This is a genomic window from Aeromicrobium duanguangcaii (assembly GCF_024508295.1).
Lineage (GTDB): Bacteria > Actinomycetota > Actinomycetes > Propionibacteriales > Nocardioidaceae > Aeromicrobium > Aeromicrobium duanguangcaii.
Window position 1 is genome coordinate 2,224,850 of record NZ_CP101990.1, and the last position, 25,745, is coordinate 2,250,594.

General features: G+C 71.5%; 24 protein-coding genes. 5 read left to right on the forward strand and 19 right to left on the reverse strand.

The window, feature by feature from the left end; genetic code table 11:
- The 12 genes from NP095_RS11005 to NP095_RS11060 form a co-directional block, all read right to left on the reverse strand.
- On the reverse strand, nt 1-1,701 hold the full coding sequence (locus tag NP095_RS11005) for an urease subunit alpha (RefSeq protein ID WP_304523555.1): 1,701 nt from the start codon (nt 1,699-1,701) through the stop codon (nt 1-3).
- A complete protein-coding gene (gene ureB, locus NP095_RS11010; protein WP_232418851.1) occupies nt 1,701-2,030 on the reverse strand; it encodes an urease subunit beta in 330 nt (109 codons plus the stop codon). The genes NP095_RS11005 and ureB overlap by 1 nt, the downstream gene beginning before the upstream one ends.
- A gap of 10 nt (nt 2,031-2,040) precedes the next feature.
- Nucleotides 2,041-2,343 (reverse strand): urease subunit gamma, encoded by a 303-nt coding sequence (locus NP095_RS11015; protein WP_232418850.1) that lies wholly within the window; start codon nt 2,341-2,343, stop codon nt 2,041-2,043.
- A 1-nt stretch (nt 2,344) separates the two neighbouring features.
- Entirely contained in the window at nt 2,345-3,040 is a 696-nt protein-coding gene (gene urtE, locus NP095_RS11020) for an urea ABC transporter ATP-binding subunit UrtE (RefSeq protein WP_232418849.1), read from the reverse strand.
- Nucleotides 3,037-3,840 carry an urea ABC transporter ATP-binding protein UrtD gene (urtD, locus tag NP095_RS11025; protein ID WP_232418848.1) on the reverse strand — a complete coding sequence of 268 codons (804 nt, stop codon included), beginning with the start codon at nt 3,838-3,840 and terminating at the stop codon, nt 3,037-3,039. Before urtD ends, urtE begins: the two co-directional genes overlap by 4 nt.
- The gene (gene urtC / locus NP095_RS11030; protein ID WP_232418847.1) at nt 3,837-4,934 is read right to left on the reverse strand and encodes an urea ABC transporter permease subunit UrtC; all 1,098 of its coding nucleotides are present in this window, start codon (nt 4,932-4,934) and stop codon (nt 3,837-3,839) included. The genes urtD and urtC overlap by 4 nt, the downstream gene beginning before the upstream one ends.
- Nucleotides 4,931-5,812 (reverse strand): urea ABC transporter permease subunit UrtB, encoded by an 882-nt coding sequence (urtB, locus tag NP095_RS11035; RefSeq protein ID WP_232418846.1) that lies wholly within the window; start codon nt 5,810-5,812, stop codon nt 4,931-4,933. The genes urtC and urtB overlap by 4 nt, the downstream gene beginning before the upstream one ends.
- Nucleotides 5,813-5,885: 73 nt before the next feature.
- Nucleotides 5,886-7,124, reverse strand: coding sequence for an urea ABC transporter substrate-binding protein (gene urtA, locus NP095_RS11040; RefSeq protein WP_232418845.1), 1,239 nt, complete (start codon nt 7,122-7,124; stop codon nt 5,886-5,888).
- Between the two features lie 102 nt (nt 7,125-7,226).
- Nucleotides 7,227-7,493, reverse strand: coding sequence for a PDGLE domain-containing protein (locus NP095_RS11045; protein ID WP_232418844.1), 267 nt, complete (start codon nt 7,491-7,493; stop codon nt 7,227-7,229).
- Entirely contained in the window at nt 7,490-8,164 is a 675-nt protein-coding gene (locus NP095_RS11050; protein WP_232418843.1) for an energy-coupling factor ABC transporter permease, read from the reverse strand. The genes NP095_RS11045 and NP095_RS11050 overlap by 4 nt, the downstream gene beginning before the upstream one ends.
- 175 nt (nt 8,165-8,339) lie before the next feature.
- Complete coding sequence (locus tag NP095_RS11055) at nt 8,340-10,154, reverse strand: ABC transporter ATP-binding protein (protein WP_232418842.1); 1,815 nt, start codon at nt 10,152-10,154, stop codon at nt 8,340-8,342.
- The gene (locus NP095_RS11060; protein ID WP_232418841.1) at nt 10,151-10,783 is read right to left on the reverse strand and encodes a trimeric intracellular cation channel family protein; all 633 of its coding nucleotides are present in this window, start codon (nt 10,781-10,783) and stop codon (nt 10,151-10,153) included. The genes NP095_RS11055 and NP095_RS11060 overlap by 4 nt, the downstream gene beginning before the upstream one ends.
- A gap of 43 nt (nt 10,784-10,826) precedes the next feature.
- On the opposite strand from NP095_RS11060, the gene NP095_RS11065 reads away from it, so the two are divergent.
- Nucleotides 10,827-12,029 (forward strand): MFS transporter, encoded by a 1,203-nt coding sequence (locus NP095_RS11065; RefSeq protein ID WP_232418840.1) that lies wholly within the window; start codon nt 10,827-10,829, stop codon nt 12,027-12,029.
- A gap of 238 nt (nt 12,030-12,267) precedes the next feature.
- On the opposite strand, the gene NP095_RS11070 is transcribed toward NP095_RS11065, so the two are convergent.
- On the reverse strand, nt 12,268-12,936 hold the full coding sequence (locus tag NP095_RS11070; protein ID WP_232418839.1) for a TetR/AcrR family transcriptional regulator: 669 nt from the start codon (nt 12,934-12,936) through the stop codon (nt 12,268-12,270).
- Nucleotides 12,937-13,100: 164 nt separating this feature from the next.
- Here NP095_RS11070 and NP095_RS11075 point away from each other — a divergent pair, with 164 nt between their 5' ends.
- From NP095_RS11075 to NP095_RS11085, 3 genes are read left to right on the forward strand one after another with little or no spacing between them, the layout of a single operon-like run.
- Entirely contained in the window at nt 13,101-14,147 is a 1,047-nt protein-coding gene (locus NP095_RS11075) for an ornithine cyclodeaminase (protein ID WP_232418838.1), read from the forward strand.
- Nucleotides 14,148-14,196: 49 nt separating this feature from the next.
- On the forward strand, nt 14,197-14,544 hold the full coding sequence (locus NP095_RS11080) for an ArsR/SmtB family transcription factor (RefSeq protein ID WP_232418837.1): 348 nt from the start codon (nt 14,197-14,199) through the stop codon (nt 14,542-14,544).
- An 11-nt stretch (nt 14,545-14,555) separates the two neighbouring features.
- Complete coding sequence (locus NP095_RS11085) at nt 14,556-15,533, forward strand: SRPBCC family protein (RefSeq protein WP_232418836.1); 978 nt, start codon at nt 14,556-14,558, stop codon at nt 15,531-15,533.
- Between the two features lie 10 nt (nt 15,534-15,543).
- On the opposite strand, the gene NP095_RS11090 is transcribed toward NP095_RS11085, so the two are convergent.
- Together NP095_RS11090 and NP095_RS11095 are read right to left on the reverse strand one after the other, a co-directional pair.
- The gene (locus NP095_RS11090; RefSeq protein ID WP_232418835.1) at nt 15,544-16,884 is read right to left on the reverse strand and encodes an MFS transporter; all 1,341 of its coding nucleotides are present in this window, start codon (nt 16,882-16,884) and stop codon (nt 15,544-15,546) included.
- The gene (locus NP095_RS11095) at nt 16,881-17,021 is read right to left on the reverse strand and encodes a hypothetical protein (protein ID WP_232418834.1); all 141 of its coding nucleotides are present in this window, start codon (nt 17,019-17,021) and stop codon (nt 16,881-16,883) included. The genes NP095_RS11090 and NP095_RS11095 overlap by 4 nt, the downstream gene beginning before the upstream one ends.
- Nucleotides 17,022-17,057: 36 nt before the next feature.
- On the opposite strand from NP095_RS11095, the gene soxR reads away from it, so the two are divergent.
- Complete coding sequence (gene soxR / locus NP095_RS11100) at nt 17,058-17,495, forward strand: redox-sensitive transcriptional activator SoxR (RefSeq protein ID WP_232418833.1); 438 nt, start codon at nt 17,058-17,060, stop codon at nt 17,493-17,495.
- Between the two features lie 25 nt (nt 17,496-17,520).
- Here the strand turns inward: soxR and icmF are convergent, their stop codons facing one another.
- The 4 genes from icmF to NP095_RS11120 all read right to left on the reverse strand — a co-directional run bounded on the left by icmF (nt 17,521) and on the right by NP095_RS11120 (nt 25,699).
- Nucleotides 17,521-20,709 carry a fused isobutyryl-CoA mutase/GTPase IcmF gene (gene icmF / locus NP095_RS11105; RefSeq protein WP_232418832.1) on the reverse strand — a complete coding sequence of 1,063 codons (3,189 nt, stop codon included), beginning with the start codon at nt 20,707-20,709 and terminating at the stop codon, nt 17,521-17,523.
- Between the two features lie 243 nt (nt 20,710-20,952).
- On the reverse strand, nt 20,953-21,654 hold the full coding sequence (locus NP095_RS11110) for a TetR/AcrR family transcriptional regulator (protein ID WP_232418831.1): 702 nt from the start codon (nt 21,652-21,654) through the stop codon (nt 20,953-20,955).
- A 2-nt stretch (nt 21,655-21,656) separates the two neighbouring features.
- Nucleotides 21,657-24,524 (reverse strand): AAA family ATPase, encoded by a 2,868-nt coding sequence (locus tag NP095_RS11115; RefSeq protein ID WP_232419086.1) that lies wholly within the window; start codon nt 24,522-24,524, stop codon nt 21,657-21,659.
- Between the two features lie 17 nt (nt 24,525-24,541).
- Nucleotides 24,542-25,699, reverse strand: a complete 1,158-nt coding sequence (locus NP095_RS11120) for an exonuclease SbcCD subunit D (RefSeq protein WP_232418830.1) — start codon at nt 25,697-25,699, stop codon at nt 24,542-24,544.
- Nucleotides 25,700-25,745 lie beyond the last annotated feature (46 nt).

The following is a 25,745-nucleotide window of genomic DNA, read 5'->3' on the forward strand; positions in this document are numbered from 1 at the left end:
TCAGAACAGCGAGTAGAGCTGGGTCAGGGGCAGGGACGCGGCCGGCGCGGGCCGGACCAGCTCTCCGTCGACGTGGATCGCGAAGGTCTCGGGATCGACGCGGATGTCGGGCAGGGCGTCGTTGTGGACCATGTCGGCCTTGCCGATGTCGCGTGTGGGCTTGAGGCCGACCAGGCGGCGACGCAGGCCCAGGTCGTCGGCCAGCCCCGCATCGATCGCCGCGGGCGAGACGAACGTGACCGCGTGGTCCGCTCCCCCGCTGGCCGGGTCGACGAGCGTCGGGCGCATCAGCTGCGGCTGCGGTGTCGGGATGGAGGCGTTCGGATCACCCAGCGACCCCCACACCAGCGCGCCGGCCTTGAGCACGACCTCGGGTCGGAACCCGAAGAACCGCGGGTCCCAGAGCACGAGGTCGGCCAGCTTGCCGGGCTCGACCGACCCGATCTCGTCGTCGAGGCCGTGCGCGATCGCCGGGTTGATCGTGTACTTCGCGACGTAGCGCTTGGCCCGGACGTTGTCGGCCGGGCCGCCGAGCGATCCGAAGCGGTCCTTCATCACGTGGGCGACCTGCCACGTGCGCGTGACGACCTCGCCGATCCGGCCCATCGCCTGGGCGTCCGACGAGGTGATCGACAGGGCCCCGAGATCGTGCAGCAGGTCCTCGGCCGCGATCGTGGTGGCCCGGATCCGGGACTCGGCGAACGCCAGGTCCTCGGGCACCCGCGGGTTGAGGTGGTGGCAGACCATCAGCATGTCGAGGTGCTCGGCGACGGTGTTGACGGTGTGCGGCAGGGTCGGGTTCGTCGAGCCCGGGATGACGTGCGGGAGCGACGCGATCGTCAGGATGTCGGGAGCGTGGCCGCCGCCGGCCCCCTCGGCGTGGAAGGCGTGGATCGAGCGTCCGGCGATCGCGCCGACGGTCGACTCGAGGTAGCCCGCCTCGTTGAGCGAGTCCGAGTGCAGGGCCACCTGCAGGCCATGCTCGTCGGCGGCCCGCAGCGCGGCGTCGATGGCGGCGGGCGTGGCGCCCCAGTCCTCGTGCACCTTGTAGCTGCCGGCGCCGGCGAGCGCCTGCTCGGCCAGGGCCGGCGCGGACACCGTGTTGCCCTTGCCCATCAGCAGCACGTTGAGCGGGAGCGAGTCCAGCGCGCGGTGGATCGTGCGCAGGTGCCACGCGCCGGGCGTGACGGTCGTGGCCTTCGAGCCCTCGGACGGGCCCGTGCCGCCGCCGCCGACCGTCGTGATTCCCGTCGAGAGCGCCTCGACCAGCTGGGACCGCGAGAGGAAGTGCACGTGGACGTCGATCGCTCCGGCGGTCAGGATCCGGCCCTCGCCCGAGATGACGTCGGTCGACGGGCCGATCACGAGGTCGGGGTGGACCCCGTCGGCGATGTCCGGGTTGCCGGCCCGCCCCAGCGCCACGATCCGACCGTCGCGGATGCCGACGTCGGCACGGACGATGCCGGCATGGTCGAGCACGATCGCGTTCGTGATGACGGTGTCGAGCGCACCCTGCGCTCGCGTGGCGGTCGACTGGGCCATGGACTCGCGGATCGACTTGCCGCCGCCGAACACGGCCTCCTCGCCACCGAACGTGAGGTCCTGCTCGATCTCGATCCACAGGTCCGTGTCACCGAGTCGCACCTGGTCGCCGGCCGTCGGGCCGAACAGGGCGGCGTACTCGGAGCGTGAGAGGCGCATCAGTCCTCCGCCGCCCGACGGACCTGGATGCCGGGGACGTGACCGCGGCCGCCGAGCGTCACGAGGTCGACCTCGCGCGACGCCCCCGGCTCGAACCGGCGCGACGTGCCCGCCGGGATGTCGAGCCGGAAGCCGCGGGCGGCCTCGCGGTCGAACTCCAGCGCCGCGTTCACGTCGGGCAGGTGGATGTGCGAGCCGATCTGGACCGGGCGGTCCCCCGTGTTGAGCACGACGAGCGTGAGCCGCTGCTCGGGCGTGCGGTCGGCGTTGATCTCGAGCGTGCCCTCGGCGACGCGGACGGCCCCCGGGCCGCGTGACACTGAACCCACTGTCGTCTCCTCAGGCGATCGGCTGATGGATGGTGACGAGCTTGCGCCCGTCGGGGAAGGTGGCCTCGACCTGGACGTCGGACAGCATGTCGACGACCTCGGGCATGACCTGGTCGCGGCTCAGGACGGCCCGGCCGGCGATCATGAGCTCGGGCACGCCCACGCCCTCGCGGGCCCTCTCGATCACCCACGTCGTCAGCAGCGCGACCGTCTCGGGGTGGTTGAGTCGCACGCCGCGCGCCAGGCGGTCGCGAGCCACCATGCCGGCGACGGACAGCAGCAGCTTCTCGGTGTCGCCGGGGGTCAGGTGCACGTCAGACCGCCATCGCCGCGCGGACGGAGTCGATGGCATGCGCGCCACCGTCCCCGCTGGAGGTGATCCGGCCCGACTCGATCACGTGATAGGTGTCCGTCGCGCGCAGGGCGAACCCGACGTGCTGCTCGACCAGCAGGACCGTGAGGTCCCCGCGCTCGGTCAGCGACGCGATGACCTGCTCGATCTCGTCGACGACGTTGGGCTGGATGCCCTCGGTCGGCTCGTCGAGGATGAGCAACCGAGGCTCGGTGACGAGCGTCCGCGCGATCGCCAGCTGCTGGCGCTGACCGCCCGAGAGCAGCCCCGCCCGCCGGTCGAGCAGACCCGTCAGGGCCGGGAACGTGTCGAGGACCTCCGCGACGAGCGCGGCGCCCCGGGGCCGGCGGTCCGCGACCAGCCGCAGGTTCTCGCGCGTGGTCATCTGCGGGAAGCACTGCTGCCCCTGCGGCACGTAGCCGAGGCCTCGCCGCACCCGCTGGCTCGGACGCAGTCGGGTGACGTCCTCGTCGTCGAGCAGGACGCGACCGCTGCGGGGCGTGAGCAGCCCCACGGCCGCGCGCAGCAGCGTGGTCTTGCCGGCGCCGTTGTGGCCCATCAGGCTGGCGGCGCCGCCCGACGGCACGGTGAGGCTGATGCCGTGCACGACCGTGGTGCGGCCGTACCCGACGCTGACGTCCCGGAACTCCAGCTTCACGATGCCTCCTCCTCGTCCTCGACGGCCAGGCCCACGACCGCCAGCTCCTCGGGCGTGGCCACCGCCGCGGCGTGCCCGAGATAGACCTCCTGGACCCGCGGGTCCGCCTGGACCTCGGCGACCGTGCCCTCGGCCAGGACCTTGCCGGCGTGCATGACGGTGACGTGGTCGGCGTAGTTGCGGACGAAGTCCATGTCGTGCTCGATCACGACGATCGTGCGGTCGGTCCCGATCCGCCGCAGCAGGTCACCGGTCGCGTCCCGCTCCTCGGCGCTCATGCCCGCGACGGGCTCGTCGAGCAGCATGACGCTGGCGTCCTGCACGAGCAGCATGCCGATCTCGAGCCACTGCTTCTGCCCGTGCGCGAGGTAGCCCGCGGGGGTGTCGGCCAGGTGCGTCAGGCCGATCGTGTCCAGGGCCGAGGCGACGTAGTCGGGCACCCCGCGACGTGGCAGCGCCAGCCGCCAGGCCTTGCGGTGCACGCCGCCGGCGATGTCGAGGTTCTGCAGGACCGAGAGCTCCTCGAACACCGTCGCGGTCTGGAACGTGCGGCCCACGCCGTGCCGCACGATCCTGTGCGACTTCATGGTCAGCAGGTCCGCGCCACGGAAGGTGGCCGAGCCGGTGCCGTTGACGAGCCCCGTGACCGCGTCGACGAGCGTCGTCTTGCCGGCCCCGTTCGGACCGATCAGGAAGTTGAGCACCCCCTGGGTCATGGTCAGGTCGACCCCGTCGACGGCCTTGAACCCGTCGAAGTCCACCGTGAGCCCGGACAGGACGAGTTGATCGACGGCGCTCATGCCGCCACCTCCACCTGGGTCGGTCGTGCCGGGGACCGGCGTCGGCGCAGTCCGCCGATCTTCTCCGTGAGGGAGGCCAGTCCACCGGGCAGCAGCAGGATGATGAACACGAACAGGGCGCCCTGGAAGTAGGACCAGGCGCCCGGGAAGGTCTCGGACAGCCGGCTCTGGGCGAAGCCGACGGCCACCGCGCCGACGGCCGGCCCGAACAGCGCCGCCCGGCCGCCGAGCGCCGCTCCGGCGATGAGCCCGATCGAGGCGACGGCATCGACGTTCGACGGTGAGACGATGCCCACGACGGGTACGAACATCGCGCCGCCGATGCCCGCCAGGAAGGCGGCGATCACGAAGGCGACCAGCTTGACGTTGGCCGGGTCGGTGCCCAGGAAGCGCACCCGCTCCTCGGCGTCGCGCGAGGCGATCAGCAGCTCGCCGAAGCGGCTCGTGTAGAGCAGCGCCATGAGCACGAGCGACAGCACCAGGATCGTCGAGCAGATCTGGAACAGCATCAGGCGGTTCTCGGGCAGGAACAGGTTGTAGCCGAAGAACGTCGTGAAGTTGTTGAGGCCGTTGAACCCGCCCGTGACCTTGATCTGGCCGATCAGCAGGATCGCGAAGGCGGCCGCGAGCGCCTGGGACAGGATCGCGAAGTACGCGCCCTTCACCCGGCGCTTGAGCACCGCGTAGCCGACGATCGCGGCGACCAGCGGCGGCAGGACCAGGATGACCAGGAGCGTGAACGGGCCGCTGCGGAACGGCTCCCACCAGCCGGGCATCTGCCCGCCGGCGTAGAGGCCCATGAAGTCCGGCACGCCGCCGGGCCCGGCCTGCTCGAGCTTGAGGTGGAACGCCATCGCGTAGGCGCCGAGGCCGAAGAAGACCCCCTGGCCCAGGACGAGCATCCCGCCGCGGCCCCATGCCAGTCCGATGCCCACGGCCACGATCGCCCAGCACAGGTACTTGGCGAGCAGGTCGAGCCGGAAGGGGCTCAGGACCGCCGGGGCGACGGCGAACAGCAGGACGGCGATCAGCGCGATGCCGGCGGCGTTGCGCCACGCGGGCGCGCTGACTCGGCTCAGAGTGGATCGGTTCACACCAGGCTCCTGGTCCGGACCGCGAAGAGGCCCTGGGGTCGCACCTGCAGGAACAGGAAGATGAGGACGAAGATCAGCGCCTTGGCGACGCTGCCGTTGGTCGCCTGGACCAGGAACGACTGCACGATGCCCAGGCCGAAGGCGGCGATCACCGTGCCGCGGATCTGACCGATGCCGCCGGCGACGACGACCAGGAAGACGTCGATGATGTACGAGGTGCCCAGGTTCGGGCCGGTCGAGCCGACCAGGGTCAGGACGACGCCGGCGATGCCGGCCAGGCCCGACCCGATGAAGAACGTGGTGCGGTCCGCCCGGCGGGTCGAGACGCCGAGGGTCTCGGCCAGGTCGCGGTTCTGCACCGTGGCCCGGATCGAGCGCCCGAGCGAGGAGTAGGTCAGCGCGGCGGTGAGCAGCCCCACCGCGACGAGGGCCAGCGCTGTGATGAACAGCCGCGACACCGGCCACTGGTAGCCGAGGATGTCGACCTGGCCCGACAGCCAGCCGGGCGAGCGGACCTGCTTGGCCGGCGCGCCGAAGATGTCGCGAGCCAGCTGCTGCAGGATCAGCCCAACGCCGAAGGTGACCAGCAGCGTGTCCAGCGGCCGGTGGTACATCCAGCGGATGACGGTCGCCTCCAGGAGCAGGCCCATCAGGCCGCCGACGACGAAGCCGACCGGCAGGGCCACGAGCAGGGAGAGGTCGTCGGGCACGATCGCCTGCACGAGGAAGGCGGTGTAGGCGCCGGCCATGATGAACTCGCCGTGCGCCATGTTGATGACGCCCATCTGGCCGAAGGTGAGGGTCAGTCCCAGCGCCGCGAGCAGCAGCACCGAGCCGATCGAGATCCCCGTGAACAGCGGGGTGAGGAAGGCGTCCATCACGCTCCTGGAGATTGCGCCGAAGGGTGGGCCGGTGGCCGCCGCGCCCGGGACGCGGCGGCCACCGCGGGGATCAGGACGACTTCTTGTACCAGTCGTAGCCCTCGAGGAACGGATCCGGATCGATCGGTCCGTCGGACTCCCACACCGTGTCGATCAGGCCGTTCGGCTGGACCTCGCCGATGCGTCCGGTCTTGGTGATGTGGTGGTTGTCGCCGTCGATCGTCACCAGTCCCTCGGGGGCCTCGAACGTGACGCCGTCGGCGGCCTCCTGGATGTCGGGGACCTTGAACGACTCGGCCTTCTCGACCATCTCCTTGTAGAGGTACAGCGAGGTGTAGGCGGCCTCCATGGGGTCGGAGGTCGGCTTGTCCTTGCCGTACTTGGCCTTGTACGCGGCCACGAACGTCGTGTTCGCGGGGGTGTCGAGCGTCTGGTAGTAGTTCCAGGCCGTCAGCTGACCCTCCAGCAGGTCGGCGCCCATCGCGGCGACCTCCTCCTCGGCGATCGAGACCGAGATGACCGGGGTCTTGGACAGGCCCTTGTCGAAGTAGGCCTTGAAGAACGCGACGTTCGAGTCGCCGTTGATCGTGTTGAACACGGCGTCGGGCTTGGCCTTGGTGATCTTGTCGATCGCCGGGCCCCACTCGGCTTCGCCGAGCGGCTGGTACTCCTCGCCGAGGACCTCGACGTCGTTGGCCGCGGCCCACTGCTTGATCTCGTCGTTCGCCGTGCGCGGGAAGACGTAATCCGAGCCGACCAGGAAGAGCGTCTTGATCTTCTTCTCGGCCTTCAGGTACTCCAGGCCCGGCAGGATCTGCTGGTTCGTCGTCGCGCCGGTGTAGAAGATGTTGTCCGACGCCTCGAGGCCCTCGTACTGGACCGGGTAGAACAGCAGGTTGTCCAGGCTCTCGAAGACCGGCAGCATCGCCTTGCGCGACGACGACGTCCAGCCGCCGAACACCGCGGCGACGCAGTCGTCCTGGATCAGCTTCTTGGCCTTCTCGGCGAAGATGTCGGGCTCGGAGGCGCCGTCCTCCTGGACGATCTCGATCTGCTTGCCCAGGATGCCGCCGTCGGCGTTGATCTCCTCGGCCGCGAGCTTCAGCGAGTTCGAGACGGTCACTTCGCTGATGGCCATCGTGCCCGAGAGGGAGTTGAGGAAGCCGAGCTTCACCGAGTCCCCCGAGGTGTCGACGCAGCCGGCCGAGGACGCGGACTCGCCGTCGTCTGACTTGGTGCCGCATCCGGTCAGGACAAGCGCTGCGGCCATGACCGCCGCGGTGCTCGTGATGAGCTTGCGTGTTTTCACCACTGGACTCCCTTTCGCCTCTGTCGACCCGGCCACGCACCCTGCGCCGCCGAGTGGTTGCGACGCTAGGCAGGGCAGATTTCGAGTTACTTCCATCTGGTATTAACGGCGTGTAAACCCAGCGGTGACCCTCGTCACACCCACGACGGCCGCGAACACGAGCGCGCAGCCGGCGATCCCGGCCCATCCGCCCGGGTAGTCCGCCAGCGGTGATCCGGCCGTCAGGCTCGTGCCGGCGGTGTGCGCGAAGCCCTGCGTCGCGGCCACGTGCTCGAGTCCGTCGGGACGCCCCGACGCGTAAGCGCTGACCACTCCGGCCAGCAGGAGGCTCAGCAGCAGCGCCGCGCCCAGGAAGCGACGCGAGCTCATCGGGCCACCGCCCGCGTGCGGACGTACGGACGGGCGCCGAAGACCAGGTCGGGGCGCGTCCACATCACGGCGGCGACCGCCGCGAGCGTGATCGCGGCCTCGCCCACGCCGATCAGCGAGTGCCAGCCCAGCATCGAGCCGGCCACGGCGCCGAGATCGACCGCTGCCGTGCCGCCGACCGCGTAGAGGCCGGTGAAGGCGAGCGCCGTGGCCGGGACCGAGACCAGCGCCGCCAGCGCGGCCGCAAGCGGAACCGCCACGGGACGCCGGGGTGCGAGGCGCATCGCGACGCGGAACACCGCCCAGCCGACGAGGACGCCGACGACCGCCATGAGCGTGACGTTCGTGCCCAGTGCCGTGACTCCCCCGTCGGCGAAGAACAGCGCCTGGACCGCGAGCACCGCCGTCAGGCACAGCACCGCCGTCGCTGGACCGACGAGCACGGCGGCCAGCACCCCGCCCATCAGGTGTCCGCTGGTCCCGTCACCGACCGCGAAGTTGAGCATCTGCGCGGCGAACACGAACGTCGCCACGAGACCGGCCATCGGCACGCGGTCGTCGTCCGGCAGCTCGCGCCGTGCGTGCCGGGTCGCCACGACCACGGCGGTCAGGGCGACGGCAGCCGTGGCGATGCTGGTCTGCGGATCGAGGAAGTGGTCGGGTACGTGCATGTCGCCCTCCGGGTCACTCACCCCCGAGCGAGGGCGATGCCGGCGACGCTAGGCACGCGGGTTTTCGACGAGGGTCACTCCGCGTTACAGCAAGGTTTCATCTGGAAGGATCCCGCCGCGGCGGGCGAGATCTGTAGCGCTACGCACGTTCTGAGGGCGAAAAAGGTACGGACCGCTACACATCTCGGTCGGCGGAGACGACCAGGGCGCCGGTCTGGACGTTCCAGAGAGCGGCGTAGGCGCCGCCCGCGCTCACCAGCTCGTCGTGCGTGCCGGACTCGACGATGCGGCCGGCGTCCAGCACCCAGATGCGGTGTGCGTGGCGCACGGTCGAGAGCCGGTGGGCCACCACGATCGCCGTGCGGTCGCGCGTGGCCGTCTGCAACGAGACCTGGATCGCGGCCTCGGTCTCGTTGTCGACCGCGCTGGTGGCCTCGTCGAGGATCAGCACCGCGGGGTCGCGCAGCAGCGCCCGTGCCAGGGCGAGTCGCTGGCGCTGGCCGCCGGACAGGGTCACGCCGCGCTCGCCGACCCACGTGTCGTACCCGAGCGGCAGCGTCTCGATGAACCCGTCGGCGGCGGCCTGCTGGGCGGCCCGGCGCACCTCGTCCGCGCTGGCGCCGGGCCGGCCGTAGGCGATGTTCTCGGCGATCGTCCCGGCGAACAGGAAGACGTCCTGCGAGACGTAGCCGATCGATCCGCGCAGCGACTCCCACTCCAGCTCGCGCAGGTCGCGGCCGTCCAGGCGCACCTCGCCGGCCCGGGGATCGTCGAAGCGCAGCATGAGACGCAGCAGCGACGACTTGCCCGCACCGGTCGGACCGACGATCGCGTGGGTCTGGCCGGCCGGCACCACGAGGTCGATGCCGTGCAGCACGTCGGGGCCGTCGGCATAGCCGGCGCGCACGCCCGACAGCTCGAGCCGGCCCGCCACCGGAGTCGGCAGCGCCACGGTCCCGGCGGGCACGTCGATCGGCTCGTCCAGCAGGGCCAGGATGCGGGCGGTCGAGGCACGGCCGCGCTGGTAGAGGTCGAGCATCTCGGCGATCTCGGTCAACGGCCACAGCAGGCGCTGCGTCATGAAGACCAGCACCGAGTACAGGCCCACCTCGAGCTCGCCGTTGAGCGTCGCCCACCCGCCGAACAGCAGCGTGCAGGTGAAGCCGACGAGGATCGCCATGCGCACCAGCGGCACGAAGGCGGCCGACGACGCGATCGCGGTGACGTTGGCCTCGCGGTACGCGGCCGAGGCCGCCTCGACGCGATCACGCTCGCGGTCCTCCGCGGTGAACGCCTTGATCGTCGTGATGCCGCCGAGGTTGGCCCCGATCAGGCTCGAGAGCTCGGCGACGCGCTCGCGCACGGCGACGTAGAGCGGCTCGAGCCGGCGCTGGAACCACAGCGACCCGAAGACGATCAGCGGGATGGGCAGGAACGCCAGGAGCAGCAGCTCCCAGGACGCCACCGCGAAGACGGCGCCGACGAGCAGGATGTTCAGGGCGGTCTGCAGCAGCGCCGGGGCGCCGATGTCGAGGAACCGCTCCAGCTGGTTGACGTCGTCGTTGACGGTGGCGAGGGTCGCACCCTGCGGGCGTCCCTCGTGCCAGTGCACGTCCAGCCGCTGGGCGTGGTCGTAGGCCTCGACACGCAGGTCGTGCTCGACCGCCTGCGCCAGCCCACGCCACGTGACGGCGGCGAAGTACTGCGAGGCCGACTCGATCACCCAGACCACGGCGTTGATCGCGGCCAGCCAACCCAGCTGCGCGAAGCGCGACTCGACGCCGAGCACCTCGGCGACGAAGGACCCCTCGCCGCGGACGACCACGTCCACGGCGGCGCCGATCAGCAGCTCCGGCACGACGTCGGCGACCTTGTTGACGACCGAGAGGACCACGGCCAGCACCAGCCGGCGGCGATACCGGTCGTACCGGCGCCACAGCTCCTCCAGCGGCGCGCGCTCCACCCGCGCCGCCTCCCGTCCCGCCGTCATCCCTCGGGCTCCTCGAACCGGGGCAGCCGCCAGTGCCGGCGGATCGCGGCCACCCGGATGAGCAGCACCAGGGCGACGGCGGTCGCCGCGGCGAACCCGCTGGGCAGCTCGGTCTCGCGCAGCACGGTGTAGACCACACCCCCGGCGATCGAGGCCAGGGCGTAGATCTCGCCGACGAGCACCAGGGGCTTGCGCCGCACCAGGACGTCACGGATCACGCCGCCACCGGCACCCGTGATGACACCGAACATCACGGCGATCCACGGCTGGACGTCATGGGCGAGGGCGATCGAGGTGCCCGTGACGGTGAACGCCGCCAGTCCGATGGCGTCGGCGTAGAGGACCGTGCGCCGTGTGTCGAGCTTCGACTGGGGGTGCACGGTGGCGACCACCAGGACGACCACCGACGTCACGCAGGCGACGATCAGCAGATCGGGCTCGCGCACCCACCAGATCGGATGGATCCCCAGCAGGACATCACGCAGGGTGCCACCGCCCACCGCGACCACGACCGCGAGCACGCCGACTCCGAGCCAGTCCATCCCCGCTCGCACCGCCGCGTACCCGCCCGAGACCGCGAAGGCCACGGTGCCGATCACCTCGGCGACGCGGAAGAGAGCCTCGTTCACAGGCTCCACGGTAGGGGGCGCTCCGAGCAGTAGCGTGCGCAGCATGGTCCGCACCCACACCCCGGACGACCACACCGCTCGAGTCCTCGCGGGGCGGTGGCCGGCCCTCGCGGCCTTCTGCCTGCTGGTGATGACCACCCAGGCCCTCTGGCTGACCTTCGCCGCCATCACCCCGCAGAGCGCCACGCACCTCGGTGTCTCCGAGGGAGCCGTGGGCGACCTCGCCGTCGTGAACGCCGCGGCATTCGTGCTGCTCGCGATCCCGGCCGGGCGGTGGATGGACCGCTCGTACGAGCGAGCTCTGGCCGCCGGCGCGCTCTTCACGGCGGCCGGCGCGATCATCCGGGCGCTCGACCCCTCGTCCTATCCGACGATCCTCGCCGGGCAGGTCGTGATGTCGATCGGCCAGCCCCTGGTGCTCAACGCGCTGACGAAGATCGCCGCCCGGCACTTCCCGCCGCGCGAGCAGACGCTGGCGATCTCGATCGCCGCCGGCTCCCAGTACGCCGGGATCCTCGTGGCGGTGCTGACCTCGTCGTGGCTCGTGGACGCGGGCGGATTCCGGGGCCTGCTGGTCGCCCACGCGGTCCTGGCCACGGTGGCCGCGGGCGCCGTGCTCGCGAGCCTGCGGCTGGCCTCGCATCCCACCGACGTCCTGGGCCGGGTCCGGCTCGGCCGGCTGCGCTCCGATCCACTGCTGTGGAAGCTGGCCGCCCTGCTGTTCCTGGGCTTCGGCATCTACAACGGGGTGGCGACATGGCTCGACGCGATCCTCGTCGACCTCGGCCATCCCGGACTGGCGGGTCCGGCCATCGCCACGATGACGCTGGGCGGTGTCGTGGGCGCCGCGATCCTGCCCAGTCTCGCCGCCGCGCGGGACGCCCGCCGCGCTGTGGCCGTGCTGGCGACGACCGCCCTGGCCGCCGTCATGCTCACGCTGGCGGCCGCGCAACCGGTCTGGCTCGTGTACGGCGCGCTGGCGCTGCTGGGATTCCTGCTGATGGGGACCCTGCCCGTCGTGTTGGACTGGTCCGAGCGGCACGCCGGGCCGACCTTGGCCGGCACGGTGACGGGACTGCTGCTGCTCGCGGCGAACCTCGGCGCCGTGCTCGTCGTCCTGACGGTGCAGATCGCCATCGGCGACCCCGTCGCCGCGCTCGTGGTGATGGCGCTGTGGGCCGTTCCGGGGCTGGCGGTCGCGCTGTCGCTGCCCCGCACGGCCGGACCGCATCTGACCACGCAGTGAGCAGGGGGGACCGGGAGCATCCGTGCCCCCGCCATCGGGGGTGTGGCAGGGGCACGGACTCACTGACAGACACGGCTCGGCTGGGGGACCGAGCGTTTCCCTCCCGGCTGTCTCGAGTGGTGTGAGCTCGAGGCGCCAGGACAAAAGTACACGCGCGGTACATCAGCGTCTCGGGTTTCGCAGGAAATTGTCAGAACGCGTTGCCGCCTGCGATTCCAGCGCGAATCGCGGGGCCGATTCACTGCGGACGCAGCAGCGCCGTGTGGATCGTGACGACGGGGTCCACGAGGTTCGTCAGCACGAGACGGCGACGCGGCGGGGTGTGCCGGATCCGGCGGGCGAAGAGCTCCTCGGTCGCGCCGATCGCGCCGACGACCTCCCACTCCGTGGGGATTCGGACGGGCGCGCCTGCGGCCTCGGCCAGGTCGGCGACCCGGGCCAGACTGCGGGCGTGGCGGTCGACGACGCGGTCGCGTTGCTCGGCCAGCCGCTCGCCCGCGCCGTGGACCTCGACCATGAAGCTGCGGGCGAACGTCGGACGCGCCTCGAGGCTGAGGGCCAGGGCCCGGACGCCGAGCGCGATGCGCTGCTCCCACGCCGAGTCCGGGATGGTCGCGGCCTGGTCACGGATGACCTGCACGAGCTGCTCGCTGATCGCGTCGTGGGCCGCGGCGAACGCCTCCTCCTTGCCGGCGAACCACCGGTAGAACGTCGTGCGCGAGATCCGGGCTCGAGCCGTGATGCCCGCGACGGTCGTGCGGGCGTAGCCGCCCTCGGCGACCTCGTCGGTGACGGCCTGCATGATGCGAGCCCGGTGGGCCTCGCCCACCTCGGTCTCCGACAGCGCCGCCCGCCCACGGGGCAGCCCGACCCGTTCGGGCAGCAGGCGCAACGTCTCGGCGGGCATCGAGACAGGGTAGCGGTAGCCGAACTCCCCCGTCTCTGGTTTCCCACCCGCCTCAGCCGAGCAACGAATCGTTGTTTTCCAGAGGCGATGACGCAATGTTCCACCGGCGAACCCGCAACGAATGTTCGTTGTTGCCACCGGGTTCGCTGCGTAGCGTGGGCGCCATGACCCACGTCCCCTTCCTCGACGTCGCCGGCACCGCCCGATGGATCCGCCGCGACGGCGCCGAGGCGATCATCGCCGCCCTGACCGACGCGGTCGAGAGCGACTTCCGCCGCTGGCCCCGCTTCGACAAGACGCCTCGCGTGGCCTCCCATTCACGGGACGGCGTCATCGAGCTGATGCCGACGAGCGACGGCGAGGCCTACGGGTTCAAGTACGTCAACGGACACCCCTCGAACCCCGCCCGCGGACTGCAGACCGTCACGGCCTTCGGCGTCCTGGCCCGGGTCGATTCGGGCTACCCCACCTTCGTCGCCGAGATGACGTTGCTGACGGCCCTGCGCACGGCGGCGACCTCGGCGATGGCGGCTCGACACCTCGCGCGCCCCGACGCGAGCGTCATGGCGATGATCGGCACGGGCTCCCAGTCGGAGTTCCAGGCGCTCGGCTTCCGCGCCGCCCTGGGCATCCGGAGCCTGCGGATCTGGGATGTGGACGAGGCGGCGATGGCCAAGTTCGTGCGCAACGTCGAGCCGCTCGGCTTCACGGTGCACGTCGCGTCGAGCGCGGCCGATGCCGTCCGCGGCGCCGACGTCATCACCACGTGCACGGCCGACAAGCAGCGTGCCGTCGTCCTGACCGACGACATGGTGGCCCCCGGGGTTCACATCAACGCGATCGGCGGGGACTGCCCCGGCAAGACCGAGCTCGACCCGGCGATCCTGCACCGCGCCGACGTGTTCGTCGAGTACGAGCCCCAGACCCGCATCGAGGGCGAGATCCAGGCCGTCGCCCCCGACTCCCCCGTGACCGAGCTGTGGCGCGTGGTCGGTGGCGAGGCACCCGGGCGCCGCGACGCGTCCAGCGTGACGGTGTTCGACTCGGTCGGCTTCGCCGTCGAGGACTTCGCCGCCCTGACGTTCGCGCACCGCGCGGTCGCCGGCACCGACCTGGTCTCGTGGCTGGACCTGATCGCCGACCCGGCCGACCCCAAGGACCTGTTCGCCCTGGTCGCCGAGGCGGGCGTCGCCCTCTCGCCCGCGAGCTGATCTCCGCAGGGGTTGACCCCGGCCCTGCGCGAGACTAACGTGCAACCAAATGGTTGTAGATACCGACACGAAGCTCACCGACGACGAGGTCGACCGGATCTTCCACGCTCTCGCCGACGCCACCCGACGCGACATCGTCCGGCGCACGCTGGTCGGCGAGGCGTCCGTCTCGCGGCTCGCCGAGTCCTACGACATGTCGTTCGCCGCCGTGCAGAAGCACGTCGCAGTCCTGGAGGGAGCGGGTCTGGTGACCAAGCATCCGCAGGGCCGAGAACGTCTGGTTCGCGGCAATCCCGAAACGATCGCCCGGGCCCAGCGCCTGCTCGACGAACTCGAGCTCATCTGGCGCTCGCGCGTCGAGCGACTCGACGCCCTCCTGGCCGAAGACCCCTCCTGAAAGGCACTCCGATGCCCATCACCTCCGTGTCCAAGGACACCGACGACCTCACCATGACGGTCGTCGCCGAGTTCCCCGTGCCGGTGCGCCGGCTGTGGGACGCCTACGCCGATCCCCGCCAGCTCGAGCGGTTCTGGGGCCCGGTCGACTACCCCGCCACCTTCACCCGCCACGACATGGTCGCCGGCGGCGAGTCCCACTACGTCATGACCGGTCCGCAGGGCGACACGAGCGCCGGGTACTGGAAGTTCCGCTCGGTCGACGAGGGCAAGGGATTCGAGGTCGAGGACGGCTTCTGCACGCACCCGGGAGTCCCCGATCACACGATGCCCTCCATGCGGATGACCTTCGCCTTCGAGGAGGCCGAAGACGGCTCCCGCGTCACCACCACGACGTGGTTCGCCTCGCTGGAGGACCTCGAGAAGCTCATCGGCATGGGCATGGACGAGGGCATGCGGTGCGCGATGGGCCAGATGGACGCCGTCCTGGCCGATCTGTCCGCCTACGCGGTGGGCTCCGGCACGACGCTCGACCTGCTCGACGACACGCACGTGCGGGTGTCCCGCGTGGTTCGCGGCACCGTCGACCAGGTGTGGGCGGCCCACCAGGATCCCGCGCTCGTGCGCCGCTGGATGCTGGGCCCCGACGGGTGGGTCATGACGACCTGCGAAGTCGCGACCGAGGTGGGCGACACCTACCGGTACGAGTGGGCGCGGGAGGACGGGTCGAACGGGTTCGGCTTCACCGGAGAGCTGCTCGAGGCGCAGCCGCCCGTCCGCTCCGTGACGACCGAGCAGATGATCGGCATGGAGGGCGAGGGGACCCGCAACGACCTGACCCTCACGCCGGTCGAGGGCGGCACGCTCGTGTCGACGGTCATCACGTACCCCAGCCGCGAGCTGCGGGACCAGATCCTGGCGACCGGCATGGTCGACGGCATGGAGATCAGCTACGCCCGGCTCGAGCGGGACGTGCTCGTCCCCGCCTGAGCGACGCCCCTCACCGCAGCCGCAGCGGCACCGCTGCGGCTGCGACGAGGCCGGAGCCCAGGATCAGCAGGCTCGCCCCCAGCGCGGGCGACGACCCGACGAACCCGGCGAACACCACCGCTCCGAGGGCCATCGCGAAGGCGTCCACGAGCGCGTCGTTGAGCTGCAGGTACGACGAGACCCGCCCCGCCTCGCCGTCCTCGGCGGTGGCGAGCGCGACCACCGAGAGCGTCGAGAACGCCATCCCGATACCGAAGCCCGCACACGTCCACGCCACGACGGGGACGAAGAGCGGGACGCCCGAGATCCCGACGGCCGCCGTGCTCGCCACGGCCACCGCGACGACGGCGGTCCCGATCCGGATCCGGAGCAGCTCGTCCCTCAGCGCAGGCACGCGAGCGGCAGCCTGCGCGCCGAGGCACCAGGCGACGGCCGCAGCCGTCAGCACCAGGCCGGCGCGCGAGAGCGAGAGTCCCCGCTCGGTCGTCAACAGCAGCGGCAGGTAGACCTCGGCGCCGGCGAACGACGCGCCCAGCAGGCCCCGGGCCACGAGCACGGCCGGCAGCCCGGGGCGGGCCCGCCACGTGCCGGGAGGCAGCAGTCGTCCCGCCGCCAGCAGGGCGAGGATGACGCCCGCCCACACCGCCACGAGCCACGCGTCGAACTGACGCTGGCCGCCGAGGGCCAGGGACGCGACGGCGGCGGCAGCCAGGACGGCCCACCCCAGCCGCCGCCGGTCGACTCCCGCCGAGGACTCCCCCGGCTCCGCCGTCGCCGACCGCACGAGCCACCACGCGCCGAGCGCCACCGCCGGAACGGCCAGGAAGACCCATCGCCATCCGAGGAGGTCCGCGACGACCCCCGCGAGCAGGGGTCCCACCAGCGCGGGCAGGACCCATGCGGCGGTGAGGATCGCGAACACGCGAGGGCGCAGGGCCACGGGGTACGACTCGGCGATCACGACGTAGAGCGCCACCCCCATGACACCCCCGCCCAGGCCGTGGACGAGCCGCCCGACGAGGAAGACCTCCATCGACGACGCGAGCCCGGCGATCACGACACCGGCGCAGAACACGACCACGCCGACGCCCAGGGCCCGCGCCGAGCCGTGCCGGTCGATCCAGTCGCCGGCGACCGACAGGGCCACGACCGAGGCGGCCACGGGAGCGGCGAACGCCAGCGCGTACAGCGAGAGGCCACCGAGGTCACGGACCACCTCGGGCATCACCGTCGCGACGGCGAGGGCCTCGAAGGCGAACAGGAAGGCGAGCGAGAACACGCCGACGGTCGTCCGCAGATGGGGCCGGACCCAGGGAGATCCGGGCGGGCCCGTCAGCAGGGCGCTGCTCACCGGAGCCGCAGGTTGATGACCGCGGCGGCGATGAAGCGGTCCTTCTCCTCGGGCCGGATGCGACCGTCGATGAGGCTGGAACGGGTGGACGGCAGGGGGCGGACGCGGCGGGAGCGCGGTGGCTTGGGCTGGAGCATGTACTCAGCCAACAACCTCAACTAAGGTTGAGGTCAATGCCTGATCTCCTCACCCCGTCGCAGGTCGCCGCCCGCGCCGGCGTCACCGTCTCGGCGCTGCACTTCTACGAGCGCGAAGGTCTCATCACGTCCACCCGCAGCGCGGGCAACCAGCGCCGGTACACCCGCGACGTCCTGCGCCGGATCGCCTTCGTCCGCACGTCGCAGCGGGTCGGGATCTCGCTCGCCGAGATCCGCGAGGCGCTCTCGACGCTGCCGGTCGACCGGGCGCCGTCCAGGGCCGACTGGTCGCGGTTGTCCCGGCGCTGGCGGACGTCGCTCGACGAGCGGATCGCCCGCCTCCAGCGCCTGCGCGACGACCTCGACGGCTGCATCGGCTGCGGCTGCCTGTCGCTCAAGAAGTGCCGGCTGCGCAACCCCGACGACGCCCTCGCCACCGAGGGTCCCGGCCCCCGCCTGCTCGACCCCTCCTGAGCCCACCGCTCAGACAGCCCTGCGCTCAGACGTTGCGGCGGTACTGGCCCCCGACCTCGAAGAACGCCTCGGTCACCTGCTGCAGCGTGCACACGCGGGCGGCGTCCATCAGGACGCCGAACACGTTCTCCTGGCTCGTGGCCGCCTGCTTGAGCCGGGCCAGCGCGGCCTCGGCCTCGCGGCGGTGGGCCTGGCGGAACTCGTGCACGCGACGGAGCTGGGACTGCTTCTCCTCGTCCGTGCCCCGCGCCAGCTCGAGCTTCACCGCCACCTCGTCACCCGCGGGATTGCGGAACGTGTTCACGCCGACGATGGGCAGGGAGCCGTCGTGCTTGCGGTGCTCGTAGAGCATCGACTCGTCCTGGATCCGGCCACGCTGGTAGCCCGTCTCCATCGCGCCGAGGACTCCCCCGCGCTCGCTGATCGCCTCGAACTCGCGCAGCACGGCCTCCTCGACCAGCTCGGTCAGCTCGTCGATGACGAACGAGCCCTGCAGCGGGTTCTCGTTCATGGCCAGGCCCCACTCGCGGTTGATGATCAGCTGGATCGCCAGGGCGCGGCGCACGGACTCCTGCGAGGGCGTCGTGACCGCCTCGTCGAACGCGTTGGTGTGCAGGCTGTTGGCGTTGTCGTAGATCGCGATGAGCGCCTGCAGCGTCGTGCGGATGTCGTTGAAGTCCATCTCCTGCGCGTGCAGGGACCGACCCGACGTCTGCACGTGGTACTTCAGCTTCTGGCTGCGCTCGCCGGCTCCGTACCGCTCCTTCATCGCGATCGCCCAGATCCGCCGGGCGACCCGGCCGAGCACCGAGTACTCCGGGTCCATGCCGTTGCTGAAGAAGAACGACAGGTTCGGGGCGAAGTCGTCGATGTCCATGCCCCGGGCCAGGTACGACTCGACGTAGGTGAAGCCGTTCGCCAGCGTGAACGCCAGCTGGCTGATGGGGTTCGCCCCGGCCTCGGCGATGTGATAGCCCGAGATCGACACCGAGTAGAAGTTGCGGACGCCCTGGTCGATGAACCACTGCTGGACGTCGCCCATCATCCGCAGGCTGAACTCGGTCGAGAACAGGCAGGTGTTCTGGCCCTGGTCCTCCTTGAGGATGTCGGCCTGCACCGTGCCGCGGACGTTCTGCAGGGCGTGGGTGCGCAGATCGGCGTACTCGGCCTCGTCGGGCTCGCGGCCCTCGCGCTCGCGGAAGGCATCGACCTGCTGGTCGATCACCGTGTTGAGGAAGAACGCCAGGACGGTCGGCGCCGGCCCGTTGATCGTCATCGAGACGCTCGTCGTGGGCGAGACGAGATCGAACCCGTCGTACAGCGCCCGCATGTCGTCCACCGTCGCGACCGAGACGCCCGACGTGCCGACCTTGCCGTAGATGTCCGGCCGCGGATCGGGGTCGCGCCCGTAGAGCGTGACCGAGTCGAACGCCGTCGACAGGCGGGTCGCCGGCTGCCCCTCGCTGAGCAGCTGGAACCGGCGGTTCGTGCGGAAGGGGTCGCCCTCACCGGCGAACATCCGGGCCGGGTCCTCGTTGTCGCGCTTGAACGTGAAGACGCCGGCGGTGAAGGGGAAGAACCCCGGCAGGTTCTCGCGCCGCCAGAAGCGGACGAGGTCACCGTGGGAGCGGTAGCGAGGCAGGCTGACGCGACGGATCTGGTTGCCCGAGAGCGTCTCGCGCACGAGGTCGAAGCGCAGCTCGCGGTCACGGACGGTCACGACCTGCGTGTCGCCGGAGTACGACTCCACGATCGACGGCCAGGCCTCCAGCGCCTCGCGGACCGGAGCCGGCAGCTCGGCCTCGGCGCGGCGCGCCGCCTCCGCGAGACCCGGGACGTCCGGCAGCTCGGCCGCGGCCGCCGCGAGGTGCTGGGCCCGGTCGGCGAGGTCGGCCCAGCGCTCGGTCTCGTCGTGGTGGTCGCGGATCGTCTCGGCGATCTCGGCCAGGTACCGCACCCGCTGCGGGGGCACGACGTGGTTCTCGTCGCCGGTGTGGCGCACGTCCACGGCGGGCAGGACGCCGAGCTCGAGCCCCAGCACCGTGCGCAGCTCCTGGTAGAGCGCGGTGACGCCCTCGTCGTCGAAGTGCGCCGCCGAGGTGCCGAAGACGGGCATGTCCTGCGGCTGCTTGCCGAAGGCCTCACGGTTGCGGACCAGCTGGCGACCGACGTCGCGCAGGGCGTCCTTGGCACCACGCCGCTCGAACTTGTTGATCGCGACGACGTCGGCGAAGTCGAGCATGTCGATCTTCTCCAGCTGGCTCGCCGCACCGAACTCGGGCGTCATGACGTACAGCGAGGCGTCGACGAACGGCAGGATGCCGGCGTCGCCCTGGCCGATCCCGGGCGTCTCGACGATCACGAGGTCGTTGCCGGCGGCCTTGAGCACCGCGATCACGTCCGCGAGGTGGTCGGGGATCTCGTGACTGCCCCGGGTCGCGAGCGAGCGGAACGAGACCGGCCCCCCGATCGCATTCATCCGAATGCGGTCACCGAGCAGGGCGCCGCCGCCCTTGCGTCGGGTCGGGTCGATCGCCACCACCGCGACGCGCAGCTTATCGCCGTGGTCGATCCGCAGCCGGCGCACCAGCTCGTCGGTGAGCGAGCTCTTGCCCGAGCCGCCGGTGCCGGTGATGCCCAGGACCCGCGCCGCCGAGCTCGCGGCGCCTCCGCGAACCGCCTCCTCCAGCTCGGAGCCGAGCCGCCCGCTCTCGGCCGCCGTCACGGCACGCGCGACGGCCGAGGGATCGCCCGCCAGCACGGCCTCGGCGCTCGGCAGGCCGTGGTCGACCAGGTCGACGTCGCACGTCTCGATGAGCGTGTTGACCATCCCCACCAGACCCAGCCGCTGGCCGTCCTGCGGGCTGAAGATCGTGACGCCCGCGCTGCGCAGCCGGTCGACCTCGCCGGGGACGATCACCCCACCCCCGCCGCCGAAGACCCGGACGTGTCCGGCGCCGCGCTCGGCCAGGAGCTGCACGAGGTACTCGAAGTACTCGACGTGGCCGCCCTGGTAGGAGCTGACGGCGACGCCCTGCACGTCCTCCTCGACGGCGGCGTCGACGATCTCGGCCACCGAGCGGTTGTGCCCCAGGTGGATCACCTCGGCACCCTGACTCTGCAGGATGCGTCGCATGATGTTGATGCTCGCGTCGTGGCCGTCGAACAGGCTGGAGGCCGTGACGAAGCGGACCGGATGGGCAGGAGCGTGCATGGTGACCTCAGCATTACTAGGATGTCCTAGCAATATAGCCGGAGTGAGCCACGTCACCAAGGAGTGAACGAGCGGCGCTCCGGCTGCAGGATGGAGTGGTCGGCGCCCCTGGCCGAGGGGGGAGGCAGGGGCGCCGACCCGACGGGGCCCGAATCGGGGGTTTCAGGCCGCACCGTCCACGCAAAAGTACACCGTGGGTACACATGGGCCGCGTGGGGCGCGAGAAGGTCTCGGTACCGAGGTTCAGTCGGCGCGGACGACGCCCAGGAGAAGCTCGGTGAACGGCTCCACCGCGCCGGAGAGGTCCAGTCGCTCGTCACGCCCGCGCTGGCGCCGGACCGCCCGGGAGACGAGCTCGTCGAAGGCCCCGACCAGACCGCGCAGGACGTCGCGCGACGGCACCCGCAGCGAGCCGTCGGCGGCGGACACCTTGGCCAGCTCGTGCATGATCTCGACGTGCCGGTCGAGCATCTCCTCGCGCTGCGTCGCGAGGCGCTCGCCGGCGGTCTTGATCTCGACGAAGAAGCAGATGGCGAAGGTCGGCTCGGCCTCGAGGACCTCGACGTAGGCGCGCACCAGCCGGCGGGTCCGGTCGTGGAAGTGCAGGTGGCGCAGTCGCAGGGCCGGCTTCCAGATCCGCGTCAGCGAAAGGTCGGTGGCGTTCCAGTGGGCGGCCGCGAACGCGTCCTCCTTGTCGGCGAACGCCTCGTAGAAGGAGGTGCGGGACACGTGGGCCCGTCGGGTGATCAGAGCGACGGTGGTCGAGGCGTAGCCCGAGGCCGCGACCTCGTCGAGCGTCGCCTGCAGGATCCGGCCACGGCGCGACTCCTCGACGGCGGACTTCGGCAGCGCGGCTCGGCCGCGCGGGAGCGCCAGGCGCTCGGGCAGCAGACTCAGCAGGCCGTCGTCACGCGACGGCTCGTCCTCACGTCCGGAGCCGCCCACGATCAGACCCGGACCTCGACGCGGCTGCAGCCCTGCGCCGTCTTCTCGACCGCGAGCTGGGCGGGGATGCGTTCCTTCATCGTCTCGACGTGGCTGATCAGACCGATCGTGCGGCCGTTCTGACGCAACGAGTCCAGGGTCTCCATGGCCACGTCCAGCGTCTCGGCGTCCAGGGAGCCGAATCCCTCGTCAATGAACAGCGTGTCGAGGGTGATGCCCCCGGAGCGGCTCGTCACGACCTCGGCCAGACCCAGGGCCAGCGCCAGCGAGGCGAGGAACTTCTCACCGCCGGACAGGGACTCGGGCGTGCGGGCCACGCTCGTGTACTGGTCCCGGACGCGGACCTCGAGGCCGCCGTTCGACCCGCGCGTGGCGACCGCGTCGCTGCGCTCGAGGGCGTACCGACCCGACGACATGGCATGGAGCCGGACATTGGCGGCGGCCACGATCTCGTCCAGCTCGATGCCCAGGACATAGCTCTCGAGCCGCATCCGCTTCGTGTTCGGGGACTCACCGTGCAGGGACCGGGCCAGGCGATCGAGGACCTGGAAGGCCGCCCGCGCCTGGGCGTTCTGACTCCAGGCGGCACGGATCGCCGTGGCGAGGTCGTGCGATGTCTTGGCGCGGCTCTCGGCCGCGCCGCAGCGCCGGGACGCCGCCTCGCAGACCGACTTGGCCTCGGCGTGGGCCACCCGCGGCCCGTCGACGTCGACGGGCTCGGTCGGCAGGTCCTGCAGCTCGGGTGCGGCGACGGTCCCCTCGGCCCCGGCCAGCGCGCGGTCGTGAGCCTGGATGCGACGGGTCAGCTCGGCGATCGTTCGGGCGTCGGTCCGCGCCGCCAGGAAGGCCTGCGCGTCGTCGAACTCGTGGTGGCTCAGCGAGGTCTCGAAGGCTTCGCGGCACTCGGTGAGTCGCTGTCGGGCGGCGGCGTCCGCGGCGCGCGCGTCGATGAGCGCGGTCGCCGCCTCGATGTGCGAGGTCAGCACCGTGATCCGCTCGACGACCGACCCGGCGTCGGCGCGGGCCTCCTCGATCCGGCTGCTGAGCCGATCGATCCGCTGGTCCACGTGCTCGGAACGCTGCTCGAGCTTGGCCCGGCGCACCCCGAGCGTCGTGACCTCGGCGTCGATGCGCTCCCTGGCCGTGCGCGACGCCTCGCGCTCGCGCTCGGCCTGCGTCACCTGGGTCAACGACGCGCGAGCGTCGGCGACGAGCACCGTCAGCTCGGCGGCCGCGCGGACCTGCGCCCACCCCTCGAGGGTGGTGCGCAGGGCGACGACCTGCTCGGCGGCGTCCCGGGCCTGGCGATCGGCACGGTCCAGCACCTCCTGGGCGCTCTCGAGCATCGCCTCGGTGACGGGTTCGCCGGCAGCCTCGGCCGGCTCGGGATGGTCGGTGGAGCCGCACACGGCGCACGCCTGGCCGTCGACGAGCTCGGCCGCCAGCGTTCCGGCGTACTCGGCCAGCCGGCGCTCACGGAGCCGGTCGAGCTCGGTGGAGGCGGCGGTGCGGGCCTTGCCGCGCCGCAGCTGCTCGACCTCGGCCTCGGCGAGTGCCGCCCGGGTCAGGTCGCGCTTGGCGGCCAGGTCGAGCTCCTCCAGGAGACGGTCGAGCACGCCCTGGGCCTGGTCGACCGTGACCTCGACCGGCGCGGTCAGGATCGCGTCGTGCGCGAGCGACTCCTCGGCCAGCTCCTCGGCGCGGCGCGCGACGACCTCGAGCTGGTGCCCGAGCGTCTCGGCCTCGTCGCGCAGTCGATCGAGCTCCTGCTCGTCGGCCAGCCGGTCGCGCAGGACCGCGAGCTGGGACGTGGCCTCGTCACGGTGGGCGATCAGGTCGGCCGGCACCGGCCCGGGCGCGATCTCGGCGAACCGCTCAGCGGCGCGCTCGAGCACCACGGCCGCGGCGTCGGCCCGCTGGGTCGAGGACAGCACGCCGCCGTGCACGACCTCGACCGACTGCGCAGCCAGGGCGAGGTCGCGACGACGCCGCTCGACCTCGATCACCGGCCGCTCGGCCATCAGCCGGGCGAGCTGCTCGTGGGCGTCGGCCAGGCGACGCTGCCGGTCGGCGAGACCGGTGGCCTGCTGCAGGAGGTCGTGAGCTGCCTGCACCTCCTTGCCGGCCTGTTCCAGATCGGCTCGCGCGAGCTCGAGGTCGGCGTCATGGGCGTCGAGGACCTCACCGAGCCAGTCCTCGTCCGGCTCCTGCGGTACGTCACGCCCCGAGTGCTCGGCCAGCGCGGCGACCGTGGCGGCGATCCCCGACTCGGCCAGCGACAGCTGCTGGCGCAGCGCGCCGGCGCGCTGCTGCAGATGGGTGTCGTAGTCACGGAACCGGTCGCTGCGGAACAGCGTGCGCAGCAGCTGCTGCCGCTCGTCGCTGGAGGCGACCAGGAACCGCTGGAACTGGCCCTGCGCCAGCAGGACGACCTGCAGGAACTGGTCGCAGCTGAGCGGCACGATGTGGTGCAGCTCCTCGCCCACGGTGCGCAGCTGGGATGCGATGCCGACCCACTGGTCGCCCTCGCGACGAGCCAGCTCGGCCGTGGCCTTCTCGGTCGTGAAGCCCGTGCCGCGGGCCTTCGGCCGCAGGTGCTCGGGCGTGCGGATGATCCGATAGGTCTGACCGCCGGCGCTGAAGACGAGCTCGACCCGGCTGGGCTCCTCGGGGCCGCAGTGGGTGCTGCGCACCTGCTTGCCGCCGGCGGTTCCGTAACGGGGCGCCGCGTCGTACAGGGCGTAGACGATCGCGTCGAGGATGCTGGACTTGCCGGCACCGGTCCGGCCGGTGATCAGGAAGATCCCGTGATCGGCGAACTGGTCGAGATCGACCGTCTGGGTCTGGCGGAACGGGCCGAAGCCCGTCATGGACACCTGGTGGATCCTCACTGCGCCACCTCGCGTCCGGCGACCTGGCCGACCAGCTCGTCGAGCAGCTGCGCCTCGGCCTCGTCGGGCCCCTCGCCGTTGCGGACGAAGGCGAGGAAATCGGCCATGACCTCCTGGTCGGTGCGGGACCGGAGCCGCTCGGGGTCGGTCGGCGTCTGGGCGTCGTCGACCCGGCTGGGCCGGAAGTCCAGGACGGCACAGTGCGGGAAGCGGTGCTGCAGGCGGCGCATCGGGTCGTCGGGCCGCGAGACGTCGGTGAGGATCGCGCGGACCCAGTGCTCGGCGTGGACCTCGAGGTCGGGATCGGAGAGCAGCTCGTCCAGCGTGCCGGTGAGGGTGACCAGCCGCCGCGGGACGGGCAGGTCGAGCCAGTCGACCGAGCCGAGCCCGTCGGCGTCGAGCGTCACGAGCCACGCCCCGCGTGGCTTGTCCTGCTCGGAGAAGGACAGGTGCAGGGGCGCGCCGCTGTAGCGCACGTGATCCGCCAGGACGCTGCGTCCGTGGATGTGGCCCAGCGCCGCGTAGGTGACGCCGTCGAAGACAGGAACCGGGACACGGTCGACGCCGCCGGAGGTGATGCCGCGCTCGGAGTCGCAGGACTCGCCGTCGGCGCCGGCCACGAAGGTGTGCGCCAGCACGACCGACCGGCCGCCGCGGACACCGAGGTCGGCGCGGATGTTCTCGAGGGCGAACCCGATGGCGTCCCTCTGGTGGGAGAGCCTCTGGTCGGGCCACCGGTGCCGGATGAGCGCCGGCTCGAGGTAGGCGATGCCGTAGAAGTGCACGGGCCCGTGCTGGTCGTCGATCGTGACGGGCGTGGCGTGGTCCTCGGGCGAGGTGATGACATGGATGCCGGACTCGCGCGCGAAGGCGGCCTTGGCGCCCAGCCGGGCGGGCGAGTCGTGGTTGCCGCTGGTGACGATCACCCGCGCGCCGGTGCGCTGCAGGGCGAGCAGGATTCGGTCGAGCTCCTCGACCGCGGCCGCCGACGGAGTGGACGAGTCGAAGACGTCACCGGCCACCACGACGACGTCGACCGCGTGCTCGCGGACGAGGTCGACGAGCGCGTCGAGCACCGAGGCGAGGGCCTCGGCGGTCGAGTGCTGGTGGAACGTGCGACCGATGTGCCAGTCGGACGTGTGGAGGATCTTCACACTTCGACGGTAATCAGCCGCACCGACAATTCGAAGCAACGTGGCC